This window comes from Pelorhabdus rhamnosifermentans, from assembly GCF_018835585.1.
In the GTDB taxonomy this organism is placed as follows: Bacteria; Bacillota; Negativicutes; order UMGS1260; family UMGS1260; genus Pelorhabdus; species Pelorhabdus rhamnosifermentans.
In genome coordinates this window covers 1-18,283 of the sequence record NZ_JAHGVE010000018.1, presented here as the reverse complement: position 1 = coordinate 18,283, position 18,283 = coordinate 1, and the positions used below count along the sequence as shown (strand labels likewise).

Here is an 18,283-nt window from a genome sequence, read left to right as displayed (position 1 = left end):
ATGGAGGGTATGTTATGAAAACTTATATTTTTGATCCTATTTCCCCTGAAGCCTTAGCATACGCACGAAGTTATCTTGATGTGGTGTGTTGGGACAGTTCGGAAATTGTCAATTATGCGAATGCAGAAGCGGTTATAGTACGGACTTTTAAGATGACGCCAATGATGATCGATCAAATGCCGAACCTGAAAATAATTGCAAAACATGGCGTAGGAGTAGACAATATCGATATCCCTTATGCGAAAAGTAAAGGTATTCGAGTGACCAATACACCTACTGCGAATATGAACTCCGTGGCAGAATTAATTATCGGGTTAGCCTTCAACTGTGTGCGCAGAATTACGCAAAGCCAAATGGCCGTTTTAAACGGACTGGAAAAAAATTCACCCATGTATTTAAGCGGCTATGAGTTAGCGGAAAAAACGCTGGGATTGATTGGGATAGGTAAAATCGGTATGTCTGTTGGTAAGAAACTGCATGATGCCTTTGACATGAAGATTATTGCCTATGATCCCTTTGCTACAACGGATTACTGTAATTCCCTCGGTTTTGCCAAAACAGAAAGCCTGGATGAATTGTGCAGCAAAGGAGATATTATTTCTGTCTCCGTTCCCCTTACGAAAGAGACAAGAAATATGATTGCCAGCCGTGAAATTTCCTTAATGAAGGAAACTGCCGTTCTTATCAATACATCCAGAGGTGGCATTGTAAATGAAGATGACTTATATAAGGCTTTGAAAAATCACAAAATCTTCGGTGCTGCGTTAGACGTTTTTGTCCAAGAACCTGTCCGTAAAAATCATCCATTACTATCCTGCGACAATTTTATTGCAACACCCCATAACGGTGCTAATACGACTGATGCGTTGATACGCATGGGGATCGGAGCTGTTGATGAAATTATAAGACTTAAAAACGGCGAAAATCCTCTATCCGGGCTTTAATTAAACCTGAATTATTCATGGCGAGTTAAAAACGCCAGGTATCTGCACGAAACTTTTTCATTTTGTCAGGCAGACATAACCGACGAAACCAGTTAAAAAGATTGTATTCCAGCATACAAATCTGTAAGCGATTCGCATTAACAAGCATAGAATGACTGCTCATCGTAGCAAAGCCGAATTCATTTTTGGATTTCTTGATAAAATTTTCCATCCGACCACGATTACAGTAAAACTTTATTAGTTCCTGCGGCGGCAGTGACATATTGGTCACGAGGAGGTTTTATTAAAATGTATGATACTGTGAGAAAATGTCCGAATTGTGGTGCTGATGCACCTTGTGGTGGACAACTTATTAAATGCCAAGACTGCGGTGGTATTTATTGTTCCAATTGCTCTGGTACTGGATATGGGGGTACTTGTCCTTTTTGCAATAGTAACGAGTCAAAGTCATTTTAATAGCCTAGTCAAAATTCTGACTAGGCTCTGATTCACTCAGATATTGCTAGAATCATTGTAAATGGTGACTTAATAGGAATTTATTACCTAATGATTGAGTGCCACTAGAAGACACTGAGAAGAAAAGAGATGTCAGCGGATTTTTACGTCCGCTGACATCTCTTTTACTTATTTACCCGTAATCTTCTTCATTACGTCATCTGTTATATCTTGTCCACCATAAGCGATAACGCTTTTATCCACAACAACGGTTAATCCTTTGTCATCAGCTACCGCCTTGACAGCAGCATTTACTTTATCACGTATAGCATTTATTAGTTCCTGTTGTTTTTGTTGTAAACCTTGTTCTAACTGTTGGGATAAGGCTTTTTTATCCTGATCGTTCATTTTGGCTGATTTGGCATTAAAATCATCTTGTGCTTGGTCGAGTAAGCCCAGGAAATCTCATCCTGAGCTTCTCACGGGTAGGGTCGAAAACTAGCGCGCATCCCATTAGACTCCAGTGATAATTCCAACGCTTTCACGGTGGACCTCAGTCTGGTCTGCCCTAGTCACGTTTCCAGCCTCCGCCACGTCGAACGCAGCGTGCGGATTTCCCGCACTACGCTCTCCGGTTTGTTTCTCGTTAAGGTTTATGAGACCTATCATGTTGGTGACGCTTTCGTCTCTAACATGCGATGAACTCGATAGCCATTAAATAGCTTGAGTTCATCGTAAAGCCATTGTCTACTCCACCTCTTCCAACCGAAGCCCCGCCGATTCCGAGCCCTCCCCATATGGCGACGTATCTTCTTTTCTACCCAGTCCTTGATGAAGCTGAAGCACTCACTGGAGTGTCCCACAGCAAAATAATTCACCCAGCCCCGCAGTATCGGATTTATCAACTGTACCACCCGACTTACTGGTTGCGACTGGTATCGCCGAAACACATCCTTTAATTTCTGTAACAGCGCCGTTCGCTTTTTCAGCTTTGGCATATAGTGCGCTCGCCATACCTTGTTCTTGATGCTCCGAATCTGACGAAAGTCAAATCCCAGAAAGCCAAAGCTTTCCTTGCATCTCAAATCTACAGTGCGACTCTTTTCTTCATTTACTTGGACTTGTAGTTTGGCAAACTCTTCCCGTAGTCGCTTACTTACTGCTTTCAGCAACCAGTTATGGCGTGGATACTCATCGATCAGCACCACCAGATCGTCAGCAAATCTTGCATATTCAACGTAGGTGTATCGCCCATTGCGTGTGACTTCTTTAGCTCTTTCTAGCATCCGATCTACTTCTGTGAGATAGATGTTACTGAGCAACGGTGAAATCACCCCGCCCTGTGGTACTCCTTGCTTACCCGCTGCCGTCAACACCAATTTCATTAGATGCATGACATCTCGGTCATTGATTCGGCGCGCTATTTTGTCGAGAAGCAAATGATGCCGCACAGTATCAAAATAGGCACTTAAATCCAAATCTATAACCCGAGTTTTCCTCTGGACAATCGCTGTTGCTACCCGATGTACCGCTTCATGCGCAGTACGTTTCGGTCGATAACCATACGACCCCGGTTGGAAATCCGCCTCGAAGATCGGTTCCATTATAAGTTTGAGTGCTCCTTGGACCACTCGGTCTCGGATTGCAGGTATTGACAGGACGCGTACTTTTCCTCCGTCTTTTGGTATTTCCTGCCGTCTCGCTCGTAGTGGCCGATAGGTTCGCTCGATAAGTTCGTCCTGTATTTCCTCAAGAAAAACCTCTACGCCTTGCGCTTCAATAGCCTCAAATGTTACGCCATATCACTCGCACGTTTCCATTAGAAACGGTTGTCGATAGGCTTCAGAGTCTTGGTTTCCCGCCACCCTGCTATCCAAGCTACAGGGGTTCTGACTTTTACCCCGGCAAGATTAACTCCTGCTGAACACGCCAGCCTTATCTGGACACACAACCGAACGTGAAAGTCTCCCTTCATTCGGCTCTTGTTATCCAACCGTTGGACGTATCCCCATTTTCCAGTGATAAAACAGGTTCGGTTGTGCTTTAGCTATTCGTATTAAATATCGATACGCTTTCGCTTTGCTTCTTTTTATGGTCTTATACTTGAACCTGATACATCTGATTAATGTGTGATTTACATAGTTAAGGACTTTTCTTGCTTCACTTGCACAGAATTTTGAGAAGTAATTTGACCATCCTCTAAGTATTGGATTCATGATTCCCGCCAGTTTTTCCAGAGACAGTATTTTATTACTTTGCCGGATGTCCCGAATCTTGTTTTTAAGATTTTGTCCCGCACTTTTGCTAACTGCGGGTGTAAAGCTGTTGAAAAATTTCCCATTCTCGCTTTTCACAAGCCGTCTACGAAAAGTATATCCTAAGAAGTCAAATGATTCATGTTCATGTCGTCCTGGATAGCGATCGCTTCTGCAATATACGATGCGGGTTTTATCTGGATGTATTTCCAGTTTACACGTCACCATTCGTTTCTTTAGGGCTTCCAAAAGTCTTTCTGCTGTCTCTTTTGTCCGGCAATGTATCACTCCATCATCTGCATATCTGACCCCGTGATTTTGCGTATATTGCCTCTCCATCCATAAGTCAAATGTATAATGCATAAAGAGATTTGCCAGTACCGGACTTATGACGCCACCTTGAGGAATACCAGAATTTCTTTCTTCACTACTACCATCCGCCATCATAATAGGGGCTTTCAATAATCTCTCAATATATAGGAGTATCCATTTACAATCTGTATGCGCTTGTATGGCCTTCATCATCAGTTCATGGTCAATATTATCAAACATTCCCTTGATATCAAATTCAATGACCCATGCCATTTTCCAGCATCGCTTTCGAGTGATTCCTACTGCATCTATGGCTGAACGTCCCGGCCTATACCCATATGAATTCGAGCAAAATTTCGGTTCCACCAACGGTTCAAAATTCATTCGTACTACCATTTGAGCCACTCTGTCCGTTATAGTGGGGATACCAAGAAGTCTTTTCTTTCCATTTCTCTTAGGTATTTCTACTCCTCTTACTGGCAAAGGAAAATAACTGCCTGATGACATCCTATTCCACAGCTTATATAAATTGTTTTTAAAATCTTTCTCAAATTCTGTAAAGTCCATTTCATCAATGCCTCCAGCGCCATGATTCGCTTTTACACGTTTGTACGCTTCTAACACTTGATACTTTGAAATCTCAAACGACTTTCCTTCTTTCATCAAATCCTCCCACTTCTGGTTGTTTAATTTCCGAAGTATAGATAACAGAATCCCTTCGCTCCTCCGCCATTACAGCAGATTCCTCACTACTATGAATTCTTCCGCATCTGCACCCTGCATCACTACTTTCATCCTTGTCATTGTATCGCTTGGACTTTTCGTTTTACATCAGTTAGTCCAGATTTCTCCTGTTCCTTATAAGAGCCTGTGCTATGCTCCTGTAACCTCAACGCCGACAGCCATCTGACCAGTAATCAGGTTTCCGTCAGATTAATCCCAGCGGTGTCAAAAGCCTCTGGTTTTGACTGCATTTTAAGCAGTAACGACGCTTCTTCAATTCTTCACTCTCGTTCAGCTTCATAGCACTCACCTGACTAATGTATTAGCCTTTTCCATTTGCGCTCAGCACCACAACTTTTGGCTGCAGCACCCAAAGGCGGTTTGAAACCTGCACCTGAATGCCGATTTCGATATGGACCTACCATCATCTCTCACAAAGCATGAATTGATTGCTAGTTTTCACTCTCCCCTCGTCGCAATCGTCTCCTCAGGACACACTTTGACTGCTACTTTGTAGGTTTCATTCGCTTGAGCCATATCAGGATGCTGATTAATTAATTGTTGATAGTTTACTACTCCGACTGGTGATGCATCAGCAGCATAGGTAGTAGTTGGCTGAGTAATGGCTACTATACTGAAGAGCATGAAGGCTGAGAGTAAGATAGTTTTAAATTTTAGCATTGAATGTTCCTCATTTCTGATTTTAGTTTGATTTTGTTTAGGTCAGCGGATCTTTACGTCCACTAGCCTATTTCCATTAATTACTTTAATCAAACTTTAGATTTCCTTTTTCCCATTCGGCCAAGGTCATCTCTGCATTAAATGCAATTGTTCCTCTGCCTATTGCCAATGCTTTCAAAACCGTTTTCGCTTGTTCTGGCAATATTGGAATTAAAGTAAATGCTGCAGTCAACCTAACATTTGCACTTGAATGTTCTAGAAAAGGAATTAATTTTTCAAGTCCATAATTAGGATTTTCCTTCAAATCACGTCTAATTCCCTGAATTATTCGATATTGTTTATTTCCTGTTTTAGAATCCCCCCGTTTAATAGAGTCTTCCTGCTTCAAGCACGCCTCTACAAACTCTTCAAGTATCTTTTCTAATGCTCTCATAATTAATTCACCCTCCGAAATTATTCAAACGGTTTAAAAACCCAACTACCATTTTCCTTAACGACATCTCCAAATTTCCTTAAATAATTCATTCCAAACTTAAACTGTTCCTCAAAGCTCTGACTCGCAAGCCAATCTCTTACTGTCAATCCATGTGTAAAGTCGGGTTTACTTGAATAAAATCCGCTGATTTCACTATGGACGCTTCCCTTGCCAGATTGCAAAGCAATTATGTTTTCTACAGTATTTATCTCTTCTGCCGCGAATCCAGCCCTACATGCATTCTGTTGAGCTTGTTCCACTATGTGATGCCACTGATTTCCTTCTCCAGGAGAACCAAGGAAAGCTTTTAATTCCTTAAACGTCTTGAAACCACCGCCACCGATAGAACCCATGACACTATCATTGACTTCTTTACTTACTTGTATCTGTTTTTCTACTTCAGCTGCCAATAATTTTGCATTAGTTGGATCATTTGGATCAAAACCTTGTGCCTTCAAAGAACCTTTCGCAAAATATACAGCCATCGAATCTTGTTCGCTTTTCGGCTCGGATGTATTCTGTCCCGTCGTAGACTGTGTTGTAGTTTCATCGCTAACCGTTTTTTTAGGTGCAGAATCAATAGGATAACTCTTGCCATCGATATTTATGGCAGCAGTTCCGTCCGGGTAATAATCATCGATTCTTCCCGTTTTACTATACTCATATTCTCCCCTACTAGGTAGATTATCACATACTTTTCCATCAGATCTTACTGCTTGTCCATCGCTGTTCCATGAGCCGCCATTATTCATCACACTATCAACTGTTTCTGGAGCCGGTGCAGGGGCTGGCTTGTAATTATCTTGCATATCTTGCCGTTGACCCTGACTATAGTCAAAATGGTCCAAAAAAGATGGCAGATAATCTTTATTTCCTTCCAACATTCCCCTATAATAACCTGCTAAATCATATCCTTGATAATAACCAGTTATTTGATTCAAGGTTAGATTTAATCCGCCCTTTGTATCTGCTGTATCATAATGTAACTGATCTAAAAGAGACTGTTCAATTGCTTCATCCCTTGTCAAATAGTGATCTTCATTATACTGACTTAGTGCTGCATAAAATGAATAAATTTCTAATCTCTTTCCCGAATCATCTCCTGCAGCTTTCAATGCCTCAGCCATTGCTTGTTGCTGGTAATGATCTAGCCAGTTATACTTCGTAGCATTTACTGCTATACTAGCACCTGCTTGTGCATTACCACCTGCTAACTTCGAAGCAACAGCTCCAATAGCAGCACTAACTAACTGATGAATTCCCGGGTCTTTGATCTTGGCTAATTCATTCTGTACAGCTTCATTTAATCCGGCACTGGCTGCTCCAGATGTGAAACTACTTCCACCAAGGTCTGACATAATACCGCCAGCTACTGCATGAAGGAGAATTTTATTAGCTCCGCCATCATGCCAGGAATCGGCTCTTGCCATAGCTTCTTTGTAAGCTGTTGTATTACCAGCTTTTTGTGCTTTATCCGCATCATCAAGTGCTTTTTGGTATTGATTTAAAGCCAAATCACCAATGGCTTTATAAGCTTCCTGTCCAAATACTTTCGTTAATTCTTGCTGTTCTTGAACCTTTTTCTTATCGAATATCTTACCTAAAGCGTTCAGGGAATCAGTAGTATTACGATTTAAGCTACTTAAATCTGTATTACCTGAACGAACTATAATTGTACCTTGTGCAATGGCTGATTTCGTAGTACTACTAGCACTACCATTAACAGGTACACTGATGTCTGGTGAACCAGAAAGGCCCTTTTCAGCAACCAATACTTGTTTGCCATTTACGTCTTTACCACCATCTTTAATATTGGTAACTGTATCCAGATTATACCCCGAACTGCTTGCGCTGTAATCCGCCTTATTCTGTATATCCGAGTGTGTCAGCGTATCCGTACTCAGCTTATTCTTATCCGGCGTAGCGTCACTGGCAATGACCGCACCCTTCAGGTCGGTGTTCATGCCTACTTGGATATCGAAGCCGCCTTTTCCTGCATAGATGCCGGTTTGTTCTGTTACGCTATTGTAATTAGAGTTGATTTTTCCTTTGCCTGCGGATAGATCGATTCCTGTGCCAATTCCCATCTTGCCACCGACTGAACTATTTGTTTCATGATAGTTATCACTGTCTTGCAGACTCTTGAGATTCAAATCGCGTCCGGCGTCGATTTTGATTGTTTCGCCTTGGGTTTTGGCGCCCGCAAGGTTTACGTCCTGACCGGAATGGATGGTGAGTGTATCACCCGCTGTAATCTTAGTATCCACGTGGGTAATGGTGTCACCATTTTCATTGCCCTTGTTTTTGGACCCTTGTACGAATGCGCCTGCTCCTTTTGCGCTAATGTCTACGCCAATCCCAGACGAACTGCCGCTTGTGGTTGTTTGGTTATGCGTGGTGTTTTGTGCAGCTTCCAGGTTTACGTCTTTGGCTGCTGTCAGATTGATATTTTTCCCGTCCAGCTGGGAACCCTTGATGGTAATGTCCCCGCCGAAGGCTGCGATATTCAGGTTCTGGCCTGCCGTAAGCTGGCTGGACTGCGCTGTGACGATTTCACTGTTGGTTTCGCTGCGCGTCTGGCTGGTACCGAGGCTAACACTGATACTGCCGCCGCTTGTGATGGCTTTGACACCATTTTTGCTGATGTTTTTCAGTGTGTCATCTTTGGTTAATGTTTCGGCTGCCCGGTAATCGTAGAGTGCCTTGAGACGAGAATCACTGACTTCGGTGCTGCGTTGGATGTTGTTTACGGCGCTGCCGATCACATTTAGCGCCGGGCTTCCTACACTGAAGCTCAGACCGCTTTGTTTGAATTCATAGACTTGTTTTTGCTTTGTCACATTATCGGCTGTTTCAATGGTGACGTTTTGTCCGGCGATATTTAGATCTTTGCCGCTAATCAAGTTGGATGCGGCGATATCCACATTCTTGCCTGCTTGGAGTGTCACGTTGCCATTGGTTGAGCCGATAGTACTGCTGACTTGGTTGATGTTAAGTACGGTGTTGTCTGTTTTTTGGCTGCGGCTGCCGATGGTGATGCCGAAGCTTCCGCCGCCAAAGATGCCGGATTTTTTCTCATAATGATAATGTTCGGACGCACTGCTTTCTTCGGCACTGCTGATGTTGATGTTGTCTTTGGCTCCTAAGGTAACGTCATTCGTACCGACAATGTTACTGCCTTTGACTGTCAGGTCTTGGCCGGATACGATGGCAATAGCATTACCGGAGAGTGTGCTGCCTTTGACATCATTATTCAGTTGGTAGTCGCGTGTTTCGGTAGTCTTGGATGACAAAAATCCTTTTTTGGTAATTCGCGATTCGTCAAGTGATTCATGATGTTCATTGACGGCTTCAATGGTGACATTATGCGTTCCTTGTAATTGAATGGTTCCTGTTTGGCTGATGATGTTACTGCCTGAAACAAGGATATTTCCCGTGCCGTTTGTCTGGCCAAAGGCGCCGATATTGATGTTGTTACCTGCGGTAAGTCCGCTGCCGATGACGGTTTCATCGTCATTGGCTGTGTGTCGGTAGATCTTTTCACGGCCTTTGCTGTCGTTTGTCTGATATTCGGTTTGCGTATGGTCTTTGACTGCGGCAATGGTTGTATTGCCACTTAGTGCGATGAGATTGAGGTCTTTTCCTGCATCCACTTGTACACCGCGCAATGTCGCATCATTTTGCGCGACTAGATTGATAGTGCCTGCGGCTTGAAGGGTACTTGTCACGTTTTTCGTTGTACTTGTATTGAAATTAAATTTGCCTCTGGACATGGCACTTTGATCATTTTGTTCAACCGCTCCGATAGCAAGGTTATGACCCGCCTGTAAGGAAAGATCTCCCCCGGCTTTCAGGTTGGCTCCATTAACGCTCACATCATGTCCTGCCTGTACAACGAGATTTTGTCCGGCGCTCACACTGGCAATATTTCCGACTGTGGTTTTGGTGCCTGTGGCTGTTTCGACGTTAAAGCTGGCTGTCTCGTTTTTAAAGTCGTGCCCGGCCTGAATCTGAATTTGTTGTCCACTAATAGACCCGCTGATATTGGCGATATCCTGGGTGGCTGTAAGGAGGGTCCCTTGGCCACCGTCCAGTTTCCCACCATAGTTGTTGATATCCAGCGCATCGACCTGCAAGCCCTCTTTGGCTTGAATCGTACCGGAATTTTTCAAGTCACCGCTGGTGTGAATGGTAACATTGTCTGCCGCGATAATGGACCCGCTCGGCGTCAGGTTCGTATCTTTGGTATGAGCCAGATAGACGACAGGCACCAAGACTTTCTGGCCCTGGACTTCTTTCTCAACCATCCACACCATGTCTGACGTCAGGGTCGCCATTTGTTCTGACGTCAGGGCCACGCCGACATCCAGATGATATTGTTTGGCATACACGACACCGTTCGTCATCAATTGTTTATATTCTTCTTGGTCTGAGCTATATCCATCGAGATAGTAGCGTCCCGTGAGCTGACCAACCTGGTCACGAATTAGTTGCTGTTCATAGAACCCATCGCCAAGCCGTTTTTGAATTTTCGAAGGATCGGAGGATATCTGTTGCAACATATAGTCGCTTGATATAAAGTTTTTGTAGTTTGTAAACCGGGAATCTGTTTCAACTAAATACTGTGCGCTTGGTTCTTGATGCAGCTTGAACAAACTGTTCTGCGGCAATGTGAGGCCACTGCCATTTGTCGTCTGCCGCGGTATATTCGATTCCGCCGATGAAGCCGTCGGCATAAGAGCTGCCATATTTTCCGCAGCTACACCGGTTATTTTTACGGCAGTATCTTCCATCGGAACTTGCGTAATCGTATCCGTATTCTGATTCGAAGCAACTCCCGTGTGTCCGAAGATCAAGCCGTCAGTCACCCTGTGATTCGTTGGCCCCATTTCCTGTGTTGAGCTAATGCCGTTAGAAGCTAATCCACCTGACACGCCTGTTGGTCCGGAAGACAAGCCATCCGCTACTTTCGTATTCAATTGTCCGGTTTGTTGAGCTGAACCAATACTGTTAACATTTGATCCGCCTGACACGCCAAATTGTTTGGCTAACGCCGCTGTTTCAGCTACTTTATTATACCCTTGTGCAGTTTTCTCGAAATAAGCAACACCATTAGAGACGGAAGCAGTTAGCCCATCGGGTGTACTTTGAAAAGCATCGCTTGGAGCAACTTTAATATTGTTCACACTTCCGGCGTTGATAACGACCTGCTTACCGCCGCCTAAAATCGCGGTATACCCCGAAATAGGCTGTTCATAAACGACATCATGAAAATCATAAAGATTGTCGGGATGATCCCGCCATTGCGCCTGTATTCCTAATAAACGATTATTCACACGGGTATAGGCCAGTGTCGTATTATCGATGGTGCCGGCAGTTATGTCCAGTGTACCGGCTGCCATTATCTTACTCATATTGTTGTCAACCGTACCCGCTCGCACAATCATATTGCCGCCGGCAAGAATCTTCCCTTCGGATGAATCTTTCGTGATGATGGTATCGGTTATGGTTTGTTTTATCAAATATTTAGGCGGATATTCGCCATCCGGCGATACTCTGATTCCTCCGCGCCGCAGATGTGAGTGTATTCCCTCGCCAGGAACATTGTCACAATGATAGGATACACCTGGTGCCCATTCATCCAATACTACTTTTTGTTGGGTAGCAAATTCCCGTTTCCTATTTGTTATCTGATTTGCAAAAATCCCCATATTTTGATCGGCTTCAACTGTTGCTGACTGATTCAGGAAATTACCAATTCGATCTGTATAATTCCCGCTGCCGTCTTGTTTGGCACTACCGGCCAAGACCAGATTGCCCGCACTATAAATCGTAGCACCGTCTTTATTTTCAAGAACATTTCCGGCATAGAGCTGAATATTCTGTGTCCCGGCAATGATGGCTGAGGCTCCCGTATTGCTGATGCTACCCGCTGTAACGGTCAGATGATCGCCCATAATGGCATTGGTATTGATGAGCTGGCTGGCGTGAACATCCACCTGACTCCCGGACATCTGGCCGTCATTGACAACCTGGCCTGGCGTTGTTAAAGTGAGACCGGACCCGCCTGCGATCGTGGCTCCCGTATGATTGGTAATGCTATTGGCAGACACTGACATATTTCCGCCAGCTTCCAATGTACCCTGATTGATAAGGGAACCCGCCGTTATAAACTTAAAATTACCATTGGCCTTGACATCATTCCCTGTTTGCTGCGTGTAATCGTCGTGTAACGTAATGGATAAATCTTGCCCGGCAAATGTTTGACCAAGACCAGTCAAGCTCTTCGCAACAAGCGTAAGGTCATGGTCAGAAACTAACTTGCCTTGCTGATTGTTCACATCAGCGGCTTGTACTGTAACGTTTCCGCTTGCACCCAATAGTCCTTGGGTATTATTAAGATCCGCACCTTTTTGCCAAACAGCCAGATCCTGTTGAGCAAAAATTTTACCTGCTGTATTATCGATTCCTGAAGCTGCCGTAATGGTTGTATTGCCCTGACTCGTCACCTTGCCGCCCTGATTGCCCAGTGTCTGACTGGTCATCACGACATTGCCGTTACCGCCTATCAGACCGGACTGGTTCTGAATATCCTGGCTGGCGGTTACATGTAAATCACTGCCGTCAAGGTTCACGATGCGTCCGTTCTGATTCTGGACTGACTGAGCGCCAAGCATCAGTCCTTTGCCAGCTTCGATGCTGCCTTGGCTGTTGTCTACTGTTCCCTGAGCCGTAATATTTACTGTTTCACCGCTGGACACTAGTCCGTTATGGTTACTCAGCCCGGACTGCACTGTAAGGTTAACACCTTTTTGCGCGGCAATCTGGCCCTGATTATTTGTGACATTCTGTCCTTTGAGTTCCAGTTGACCGTTCGTACCAATCTTGCCGCCGTTATTGTTCACATCGCCTACTAACTTCACATTCAAGTTGCCTGTTCCGGCCTGGACGATTTGTCCCTGACTGTTATTCAGATCCTTGCCGTTAATCTCAGCATCTGCTGCATTTGTCGCGATTTGTCCCTGTGTATTGTCGATGTTGTGAACTGCTGAAATTTTGGTTATTTCAGTACCTAACTGAGTCATTTTGCCATTGACGTTACTGATGGAGTCCGCCGTCAAGGCCACTTGGCCTGCTGTAACCGCTCCGCCTTCATTATGAAAAGCGCCTTGAACATTCGAGTTGAGTGTCCCGGCAACTTGTACGACTCCTCCGGCTGTACTGATATCGCCTGATACCGCCGTAAGGTTGGCATTACTACCTGCATAGGTCTTGCTGCCGCTAAGATCAACGGTTCCACCCTGAATAGTCAGATTACCTGCGGCCATGTTTTGGCCTGTGGCATAAGTTGCGTCAGTCGTGTTTATCGTTAAGTCACCAGTCGTTCCCAAACTGCCGTCTGCTTTGACTCCAGCACCCAAGGTCCCGGTGGAACTCACAGTTCCTGCTGTCAGCGTTGTTTGCTGGCCAGCCGCCAATACGCCGCTATTATCCAATTCGCCTTGCGTGGTAACATGGGTGTTGCCGCCCGCCAACAACATGCTTTGATTGTTTAAGCCGCTTGTCGCCTGAATATCGATATTCTCATTAGCCGTTGTACTGCCTGTCAGTACGACTTGTCCGCCGCTGGTAATGGTTAGATCCCTACCACTTGCGATGGCTCCGGTATTTTGAACGTCATGGCTGCTAAGCTTACTGTCGATACCTTCTGTTGCCGTAATAGTTAGATTGCCTGGACTGGTAATCTTGCCGCCCTGATTGCTCAGTGTCTGACTGGCAACGACTACATTGCCGTTACCGCCTATCAGACCGGACTGATTCTGAATGTCTTGGCTAGCGGTTACTTTCATTTCACTGCTGTCAAGGTTCACGATGCGTCCGTTTTGATTATTGACAGACTGAGCGCCAAACATCAGCCCTTTTCCGGCTTCGATGCTGCCTTGGCTATTGTCTACTGTTCCCTGGGCCGTGATAGTGACCTTGTCTCCGCCGGACACTAGTCCGTGTTGGTTACTCAGCCCGGACTCAACCGTAAGGTTAAGACCTTTTTGCGCAGCTATTTGGCCTTGACTATTGGTGACATTTTGCCCCTGGAGTTCCAATTGACCGTTCGTTCCGATTTTACCGCTATTATTATTCACATCGCCAGCCATGTGCACGGACAGCATACCTGTTCCGGCCTGAACGATTTGGCCTTGACTGTTATTTAAAGCACTGCCGTTAATCTCTACATCTGTTCCATTACTAGCGATTTGGCCCTGTGTATTATCAATATCATGAACTGCTGAGATTTTAGTTTTTTCAGTACCTAGCTGCGTCAGTTTGCCACTTACATTGCTGATGGAATCAATCGTCAGGGCGATTTGGCCTGACGTAACCGCTCCGCCTTCGTTATGGAAGGTGCCTTGAGCCTTGGCTGTGAGTGTTCCGGCAACTTGTACGACTCCTCCGGCTGTACTGATACCGCCTGATACCGCCGTAAGGTTGGCATTACTACCTGCATAGGTCTTGCTGCCGCTAAGATCAACGGTTCCGCCCTGAATAGTCAGATTACCTGCCGCCATGTTTTGGCCTGTGGCATAAGTTGCGTCAGTCGTGTTTATCGTTAAGTCACCAGTCGTTCCCAAACTGCCGTCTGCTTTGACTCCGGCACCCAAGGTCCCGGTGGAACTTACAGTTCCTGCTGTCAGCGTTGTTTGCTGGCCAGCTGCCAATACGCCGCTATTCGCCAGTTCGCCTTGCGTGGTAACACTCGTATGGCCACCTGCCAACAACATGCTTTGATTGTTCAAACCACTTGTCGCCTGAATATCGATATTCCCGCCCGCAGTTGTACTGCCTGTCAGTACGACTTGTCCACCGCTGGTAATATTAAGATCCTTACCACTTGCGATGGCTCCAGTAGTTTGAACGTCATGGCTGCTAAGCTTACTGTCGATGCCGTCTGTTGCTGTAATAGTTAGATTGCCTGGACTGGTAATCTTGCCGCCCTGATTGCTTAGCGTCTGGCTGGCAACGACTACATTGCCGTTACCGCCTATCAGACCGGACTGGTTCTGGATATCTTGGCTAGCGGTTACTTTCATTTCATTACCGTCAAGGTTCACGATGCGTCCGTTTTGATTATTGACAGACTGGGCGCCAAACGTCAGCCCTTTTCCGGCTTCAATACTGCCTTGACTATTGTCTACTGTTCCCTGGGCCGTGATAGTGACCTTGTCTCCGCCGGACACTAGTCCGTGTTGGTTACTCAGCCCGGACTGCACGGTAAGGTTAAGACCTTTTTGCGCAGCTATTTGGCCTTGACTATTTGTGACATTCTGTCCCTGGAGTTCCAGTTGACCGTTCGTTCCGATTTTACCGCTGTTATTATTCACATCGCCAGCCATGTGCACGGACAGCATGCCTGTTCCGGCCTGGGCGATTTGGCCCTGACTATTATTCAAGGCATTGCCGTTAATCTCAACATTTGCTGCGTTGGTAGCGATTTGGCCTTGTGTATTGTCGATGTCGTGGGTTGCCTGGATGACGGTATTATCCGAACCGGTCTGAACAAGGCTGCCGCCCCGGTTGCTGATGGAGTCAGCCGTAACAGTAAACTTACCGGCTTGAATCTGTCCGGCTGTTCCCTTCATATCTTGATCGTTATGCAAAGTTCCCTGAGCATTCGCCGTCAGTGTTCCAACAGCTTGCACGGCTGCTCCGGTTGTATTCAGATCGCCGGATACTGACGTTAAGTTAGCATTACTGCCGGAATAGGTCTTGCTGCCACTTAAATCAACTGTTCCGCCGGTGACACTCAGATTGCCTGCCGCCATGTTTTGGCCGTTGGCACTCGCGATGCCCGTCGTGTTCACCGTTAAGTCGCCAGTCGCTCCCAAGCTGCCGTCAGCCTTCACTCCGGCACCCAACGTTCCTGTGGAATGTACGCTGCCCGCGGTCAGCGTCGTTTGCTGACCCGCCGCTAATACGCCGCTATTATCCAATTCGCCTGACGTGGCAACACGGGTATTTCCGCCTGCCAGCAGCAGGCTTTGATTATTTAAGCCGCTTGTCGCCTGAATGGTGATATTCCCGTTAGCCGTTGTACTACCTGTCAGACCGACTTGTCCGCCGCTGGTAATGGTTAGATCCTTCCCACTGGCGATGGCTCCGGTAGTTTTGACTTCATTACTGCTCAAGTTGCTATCGATACCGACAGTTGCCGTAATCGTTAGATTGCCCGGGCTTGTCACTTTACCGCCCTGATTACCCAGTGTCTGACTGGCAATCACGACATTCCCGTTACCGCCCAGCAGGCCGGACTGATTTTGAATATCTTGACTCGCGTTTACATTGAAATCACTGCCATCAAGATTCACTATCCGCCCGTTTTGGTTATGGACAGACTGGGCGCCAAGCGTCAGCCCTTTTCCGGCTTCAATACTGCCTTGGCTATTGTCTATCGTTCCCGAAGCCTTAACCGTAACCGCCTCTCCGCCTGACACCAGTCCGGTTTGATTAATCAGCCCGGACTGCATATGAAGGGTTACATCCTTTTGTGCTACAATCTGGCCTTGAATATTGGTGACATTTTGGCCTTTGAGTTCCAGTTGACCATTCGTTCCGATTTTACCGTCGCTATTTTGGACATCGCCAGCCATGTGCACAGACAGCATGCCCGTTCCAGCCTGGACGATTTGGCCTTGGCTGTTATTCAAGGCATTGCCGTTAATCGCAGCATTTGCTGCGTTGGTAGCGATTTGGCCTTGTGTATTATCAATGCCTTGGGTTGCCTGGATGACTGTATTGTCCGAACCGGTCTGAACAAGTTTGCCGCCACGGTTGCTGATGGAATCAGCCGTAACAATAAGCTTATCGGCTTGAATCTGTCCGGCTGTTCCCTTGGCGTCCTGATCGTTGTGTAAAGCGCCTTGAACATTCGCTGTAAGTGTTCCAACAGCTTGCACGGCTGCTCCGGTTGTATTCAGGTCGCCGGATACTGACGTTAAGCTAGCATTACTGCCTGCATAGGTCTTGCTGCCACTTAAATCAACTGTTCCGCCCTTGACAGTAAGATTGCCTGCCGCCATGTTCTGGCCGATGGCACGAGTTGCGCCAGTCGCGTTTACCATTAAGTTGCCAGTCGTTCCCAAGCTGCCGTCAGCCTTGACCCCGGCACCCAACGTTCCTGTGGAATTCACATTTCCTGCTGTCAGCGTCGTTTGCTGACCTGCCGCTAATACGCCGCTATTATCCAATTCGCCTGACGTGGCAACGTTCGTATTTCCGCCTGCCAGCAGCATACTTTGATTATTTAAGCCGCTTGTCGCCTGAATGGCGATATTCCCGTTAGCCGTAGTACTACCTGTCAGAACGACTTGTCCGCCGCTGGTAATAGTTAGATCCTTCCCGCTGGCGATGGCTCCGGTAGTTTTGACTTCATTACTGCTCAGGTTGCTGTCGATACCGTCAGTTGCCGTAATCGTTAGATTGCCCTGGCTTGTCACTTTGCCGCCCTGATTGCTCAGTATTTGACTGGCAATCACGACATTGCCGTTACCGCCCATTAAACCGGACTGGTTCTGAATATCCTGACTGGCGTTTACATGTAAATCACTGCCGTCGAGGTTCACTATCCGTCCGTTTTGATTATTGACAGACTGGGCGCCAAGCGTCAGCCCCTTTCCGGCTTCGATACTGCCTTGACTGTTATCTACCGTTCCTAGGACCGTTATCGTGACCTTGTCTCCGCCGGACACCAGTCCGTTACGGTTACTAAGCCCGGACTGCACCGTAAGGTTGACACCCTTTTGTGCGACAATCTGGCCTTGACTATTCGCGATGTTTTGACCCTGAACATTCAGTTCCCCGTTCGTTCCGATTTTACCGCCGTTATTATTCGCATCGCCTGCTAACTTCACATTCAAGTTACCTGTTCCGGCCTGCTCAATTTGGCCTTGGCTGTTATTCAAGGCATTGCCGTTAATCGCAACATCTGTTGCGTTAGTAGCGATTTGGCCTTGTGTATTATCAATGCCTTGAATTGCCTGGATAACTGTATTGTCCGAACCGGTCTGAACAAGTTTGCCGCCCCGGTTGCTGATGGCATCAGCCGTAACAGTAAGCTTACCGGCTTGAATCTGTCCGGCTGTTCCCTTGGCATCCTGATCGTTGTGCAAAGCGCCTTGAACTTTCGCCGTCAGTATTCCAACAGCTTGCACGGCTGCTCCGGTTGTATTCAGGTCGCCGGATACTGACGTTAAGTTAGCATTACTGCCTGCATAGGTCTTGCTGCCACTTAAATCAACTGCTCCGCCCTTGACAGTAAGATTACCTGCTGCCATGTTTTGGCCTGTGGCACGAGTAGCGCCAGTCACGTTCACCGTTAAGTCGCCAGTGGTTCCCAGACTGCCGTCTGACTTAACCCCGGCACCTAAAGTTCCGGTTGAATTGACAGTTCCCGCTGTCAACATAGT

At 46.2% G+C, this 18,283-nt stretch carries 7 protein-coding genes and 2 pseudogenes; 2 read left to right on the top strand and 7 right to left on the bottom strand.

The genetic code is table 11. The features are described from left to right. Positions 1-14: 14 nt before the first annotated feature. Positions 15-944 carry a hydroxyacid dehydrogenase gene (locus tag Ga0466249_RS18145; protein ID WP_215830898.1) on the top strand — a complete coding sequence of 310 codons (930 nt, stop codon included), beginning with the start codon at positions 15-17 and terminating at the stop codon, positions 942-944. A 31-nt stretch (positions 945-975) separates the two neighbouring features. Here the strand turns inward: Ga0466249_RS18145 and Ga0466249_RS18140 are convergent. After that, positions 976-1,218, bottom strand: a pseudogene (locus tag Ga0466249_RS18140) (transposase); the annotation flags it as partial. Between the two features lie 14 nt (positions 1,219-1,232). Between Ga0466249_RS18140 and Ga0466249_RS18135 the strand changes: the two are divergent. Beyond that, the gene (locus Ga0466249_RS18135; protein ID WP_215830896.1) at positions 1,233-1,400 is read left to right on the top strand and encodes a hypothetical protein; all 168 of its coding nucleotides are present in this window, start codon (positions 1,233-1,235) and stop codon (positions 1,398-1,400) included. A 168-nt stretch (positions 1,401-1,568) separates the two neighbouring features. Here Ga0466249_RS18135 and Ga0466249_RS18130 read toward each other — a convergent pair whose 3' ends face one another. From Ga0466249_RS18130 to Ga0466249_RS18105, 6 genes and pseudogenes are all read right to left on the bottom strand, one after another. Then, a complete protein-coding gene (locus Ga0466249_RS18130; RefSeq protein ID WP_281422672.1) occupies positions 1,569-1,838 on the bottom strand; it encodes an OmpH/Skp family outer membrane protein in 270 nt (89 codons plus the stop codon). A 206-nt stretch (positions 1,839-2,044) separates the two neighbouring features. Continuing rightward, positions 2,045-3,166, bottom strand: a pseudogene (gene ltrA / locus Ga0466249_RS18125) (group II intron reverse transcriptase/maturase); the annotation flags it as partial. Between the two features lie 198 nt (positions 3,167-3,364). After that, positions 3,365-4,609, bottom strand: coding sequence for a group II intron reverse transcriptase/maturase (gene ltrA, locus Ga0466249_RS18120; RefSeq protein ID WP_215830894.1), 1,245 nt, complete (start codon positions 4,607-4,609; stop codon positions 3,365-3,367). Positions 4,610-5,128: 519 nt separating this feature from the next. Beyond that, positions 5,129-5,350, bottom strand: coding sequence for a hypothetical protein (locus Ga0466249_RS18115; RefSeq protein ID WP_215830893.1), 222 nt, complete (start codon positions 5,348-5,350; stop codon positions 5,129-5,131). 85 nt (positions 5,351-5,435) lie between these two features. Then, positions 5,436-5,783 carry a DUF2019 domain-containing protein gene (locus Ga0466249_RS18110; RefSeq protein ID WP_215830892.1) on the bottom strand — a complete coding sequence of 116 codons (348 nt, stop codon included), beginning with the start codon at positions 5,781-5,783 and terminating at the stop codon, positions 5,436-5,438. A gap of 20 nt (positions 5,784-5,803) precedes the next feature. After that, positions 5,804-18,190: a hemagglutinin repeat-containing protein gene (locus Ga0466249_RS18105; protein WP_215830891.1), complete on the bottom strand. Its 12,387-nt coding sequence runs from the start codon at positions 18,188-18,190 to the stop codon at positions 5,804-5,806. Positions 18,191-18,283: the final 93 nt, after the last annotated feature.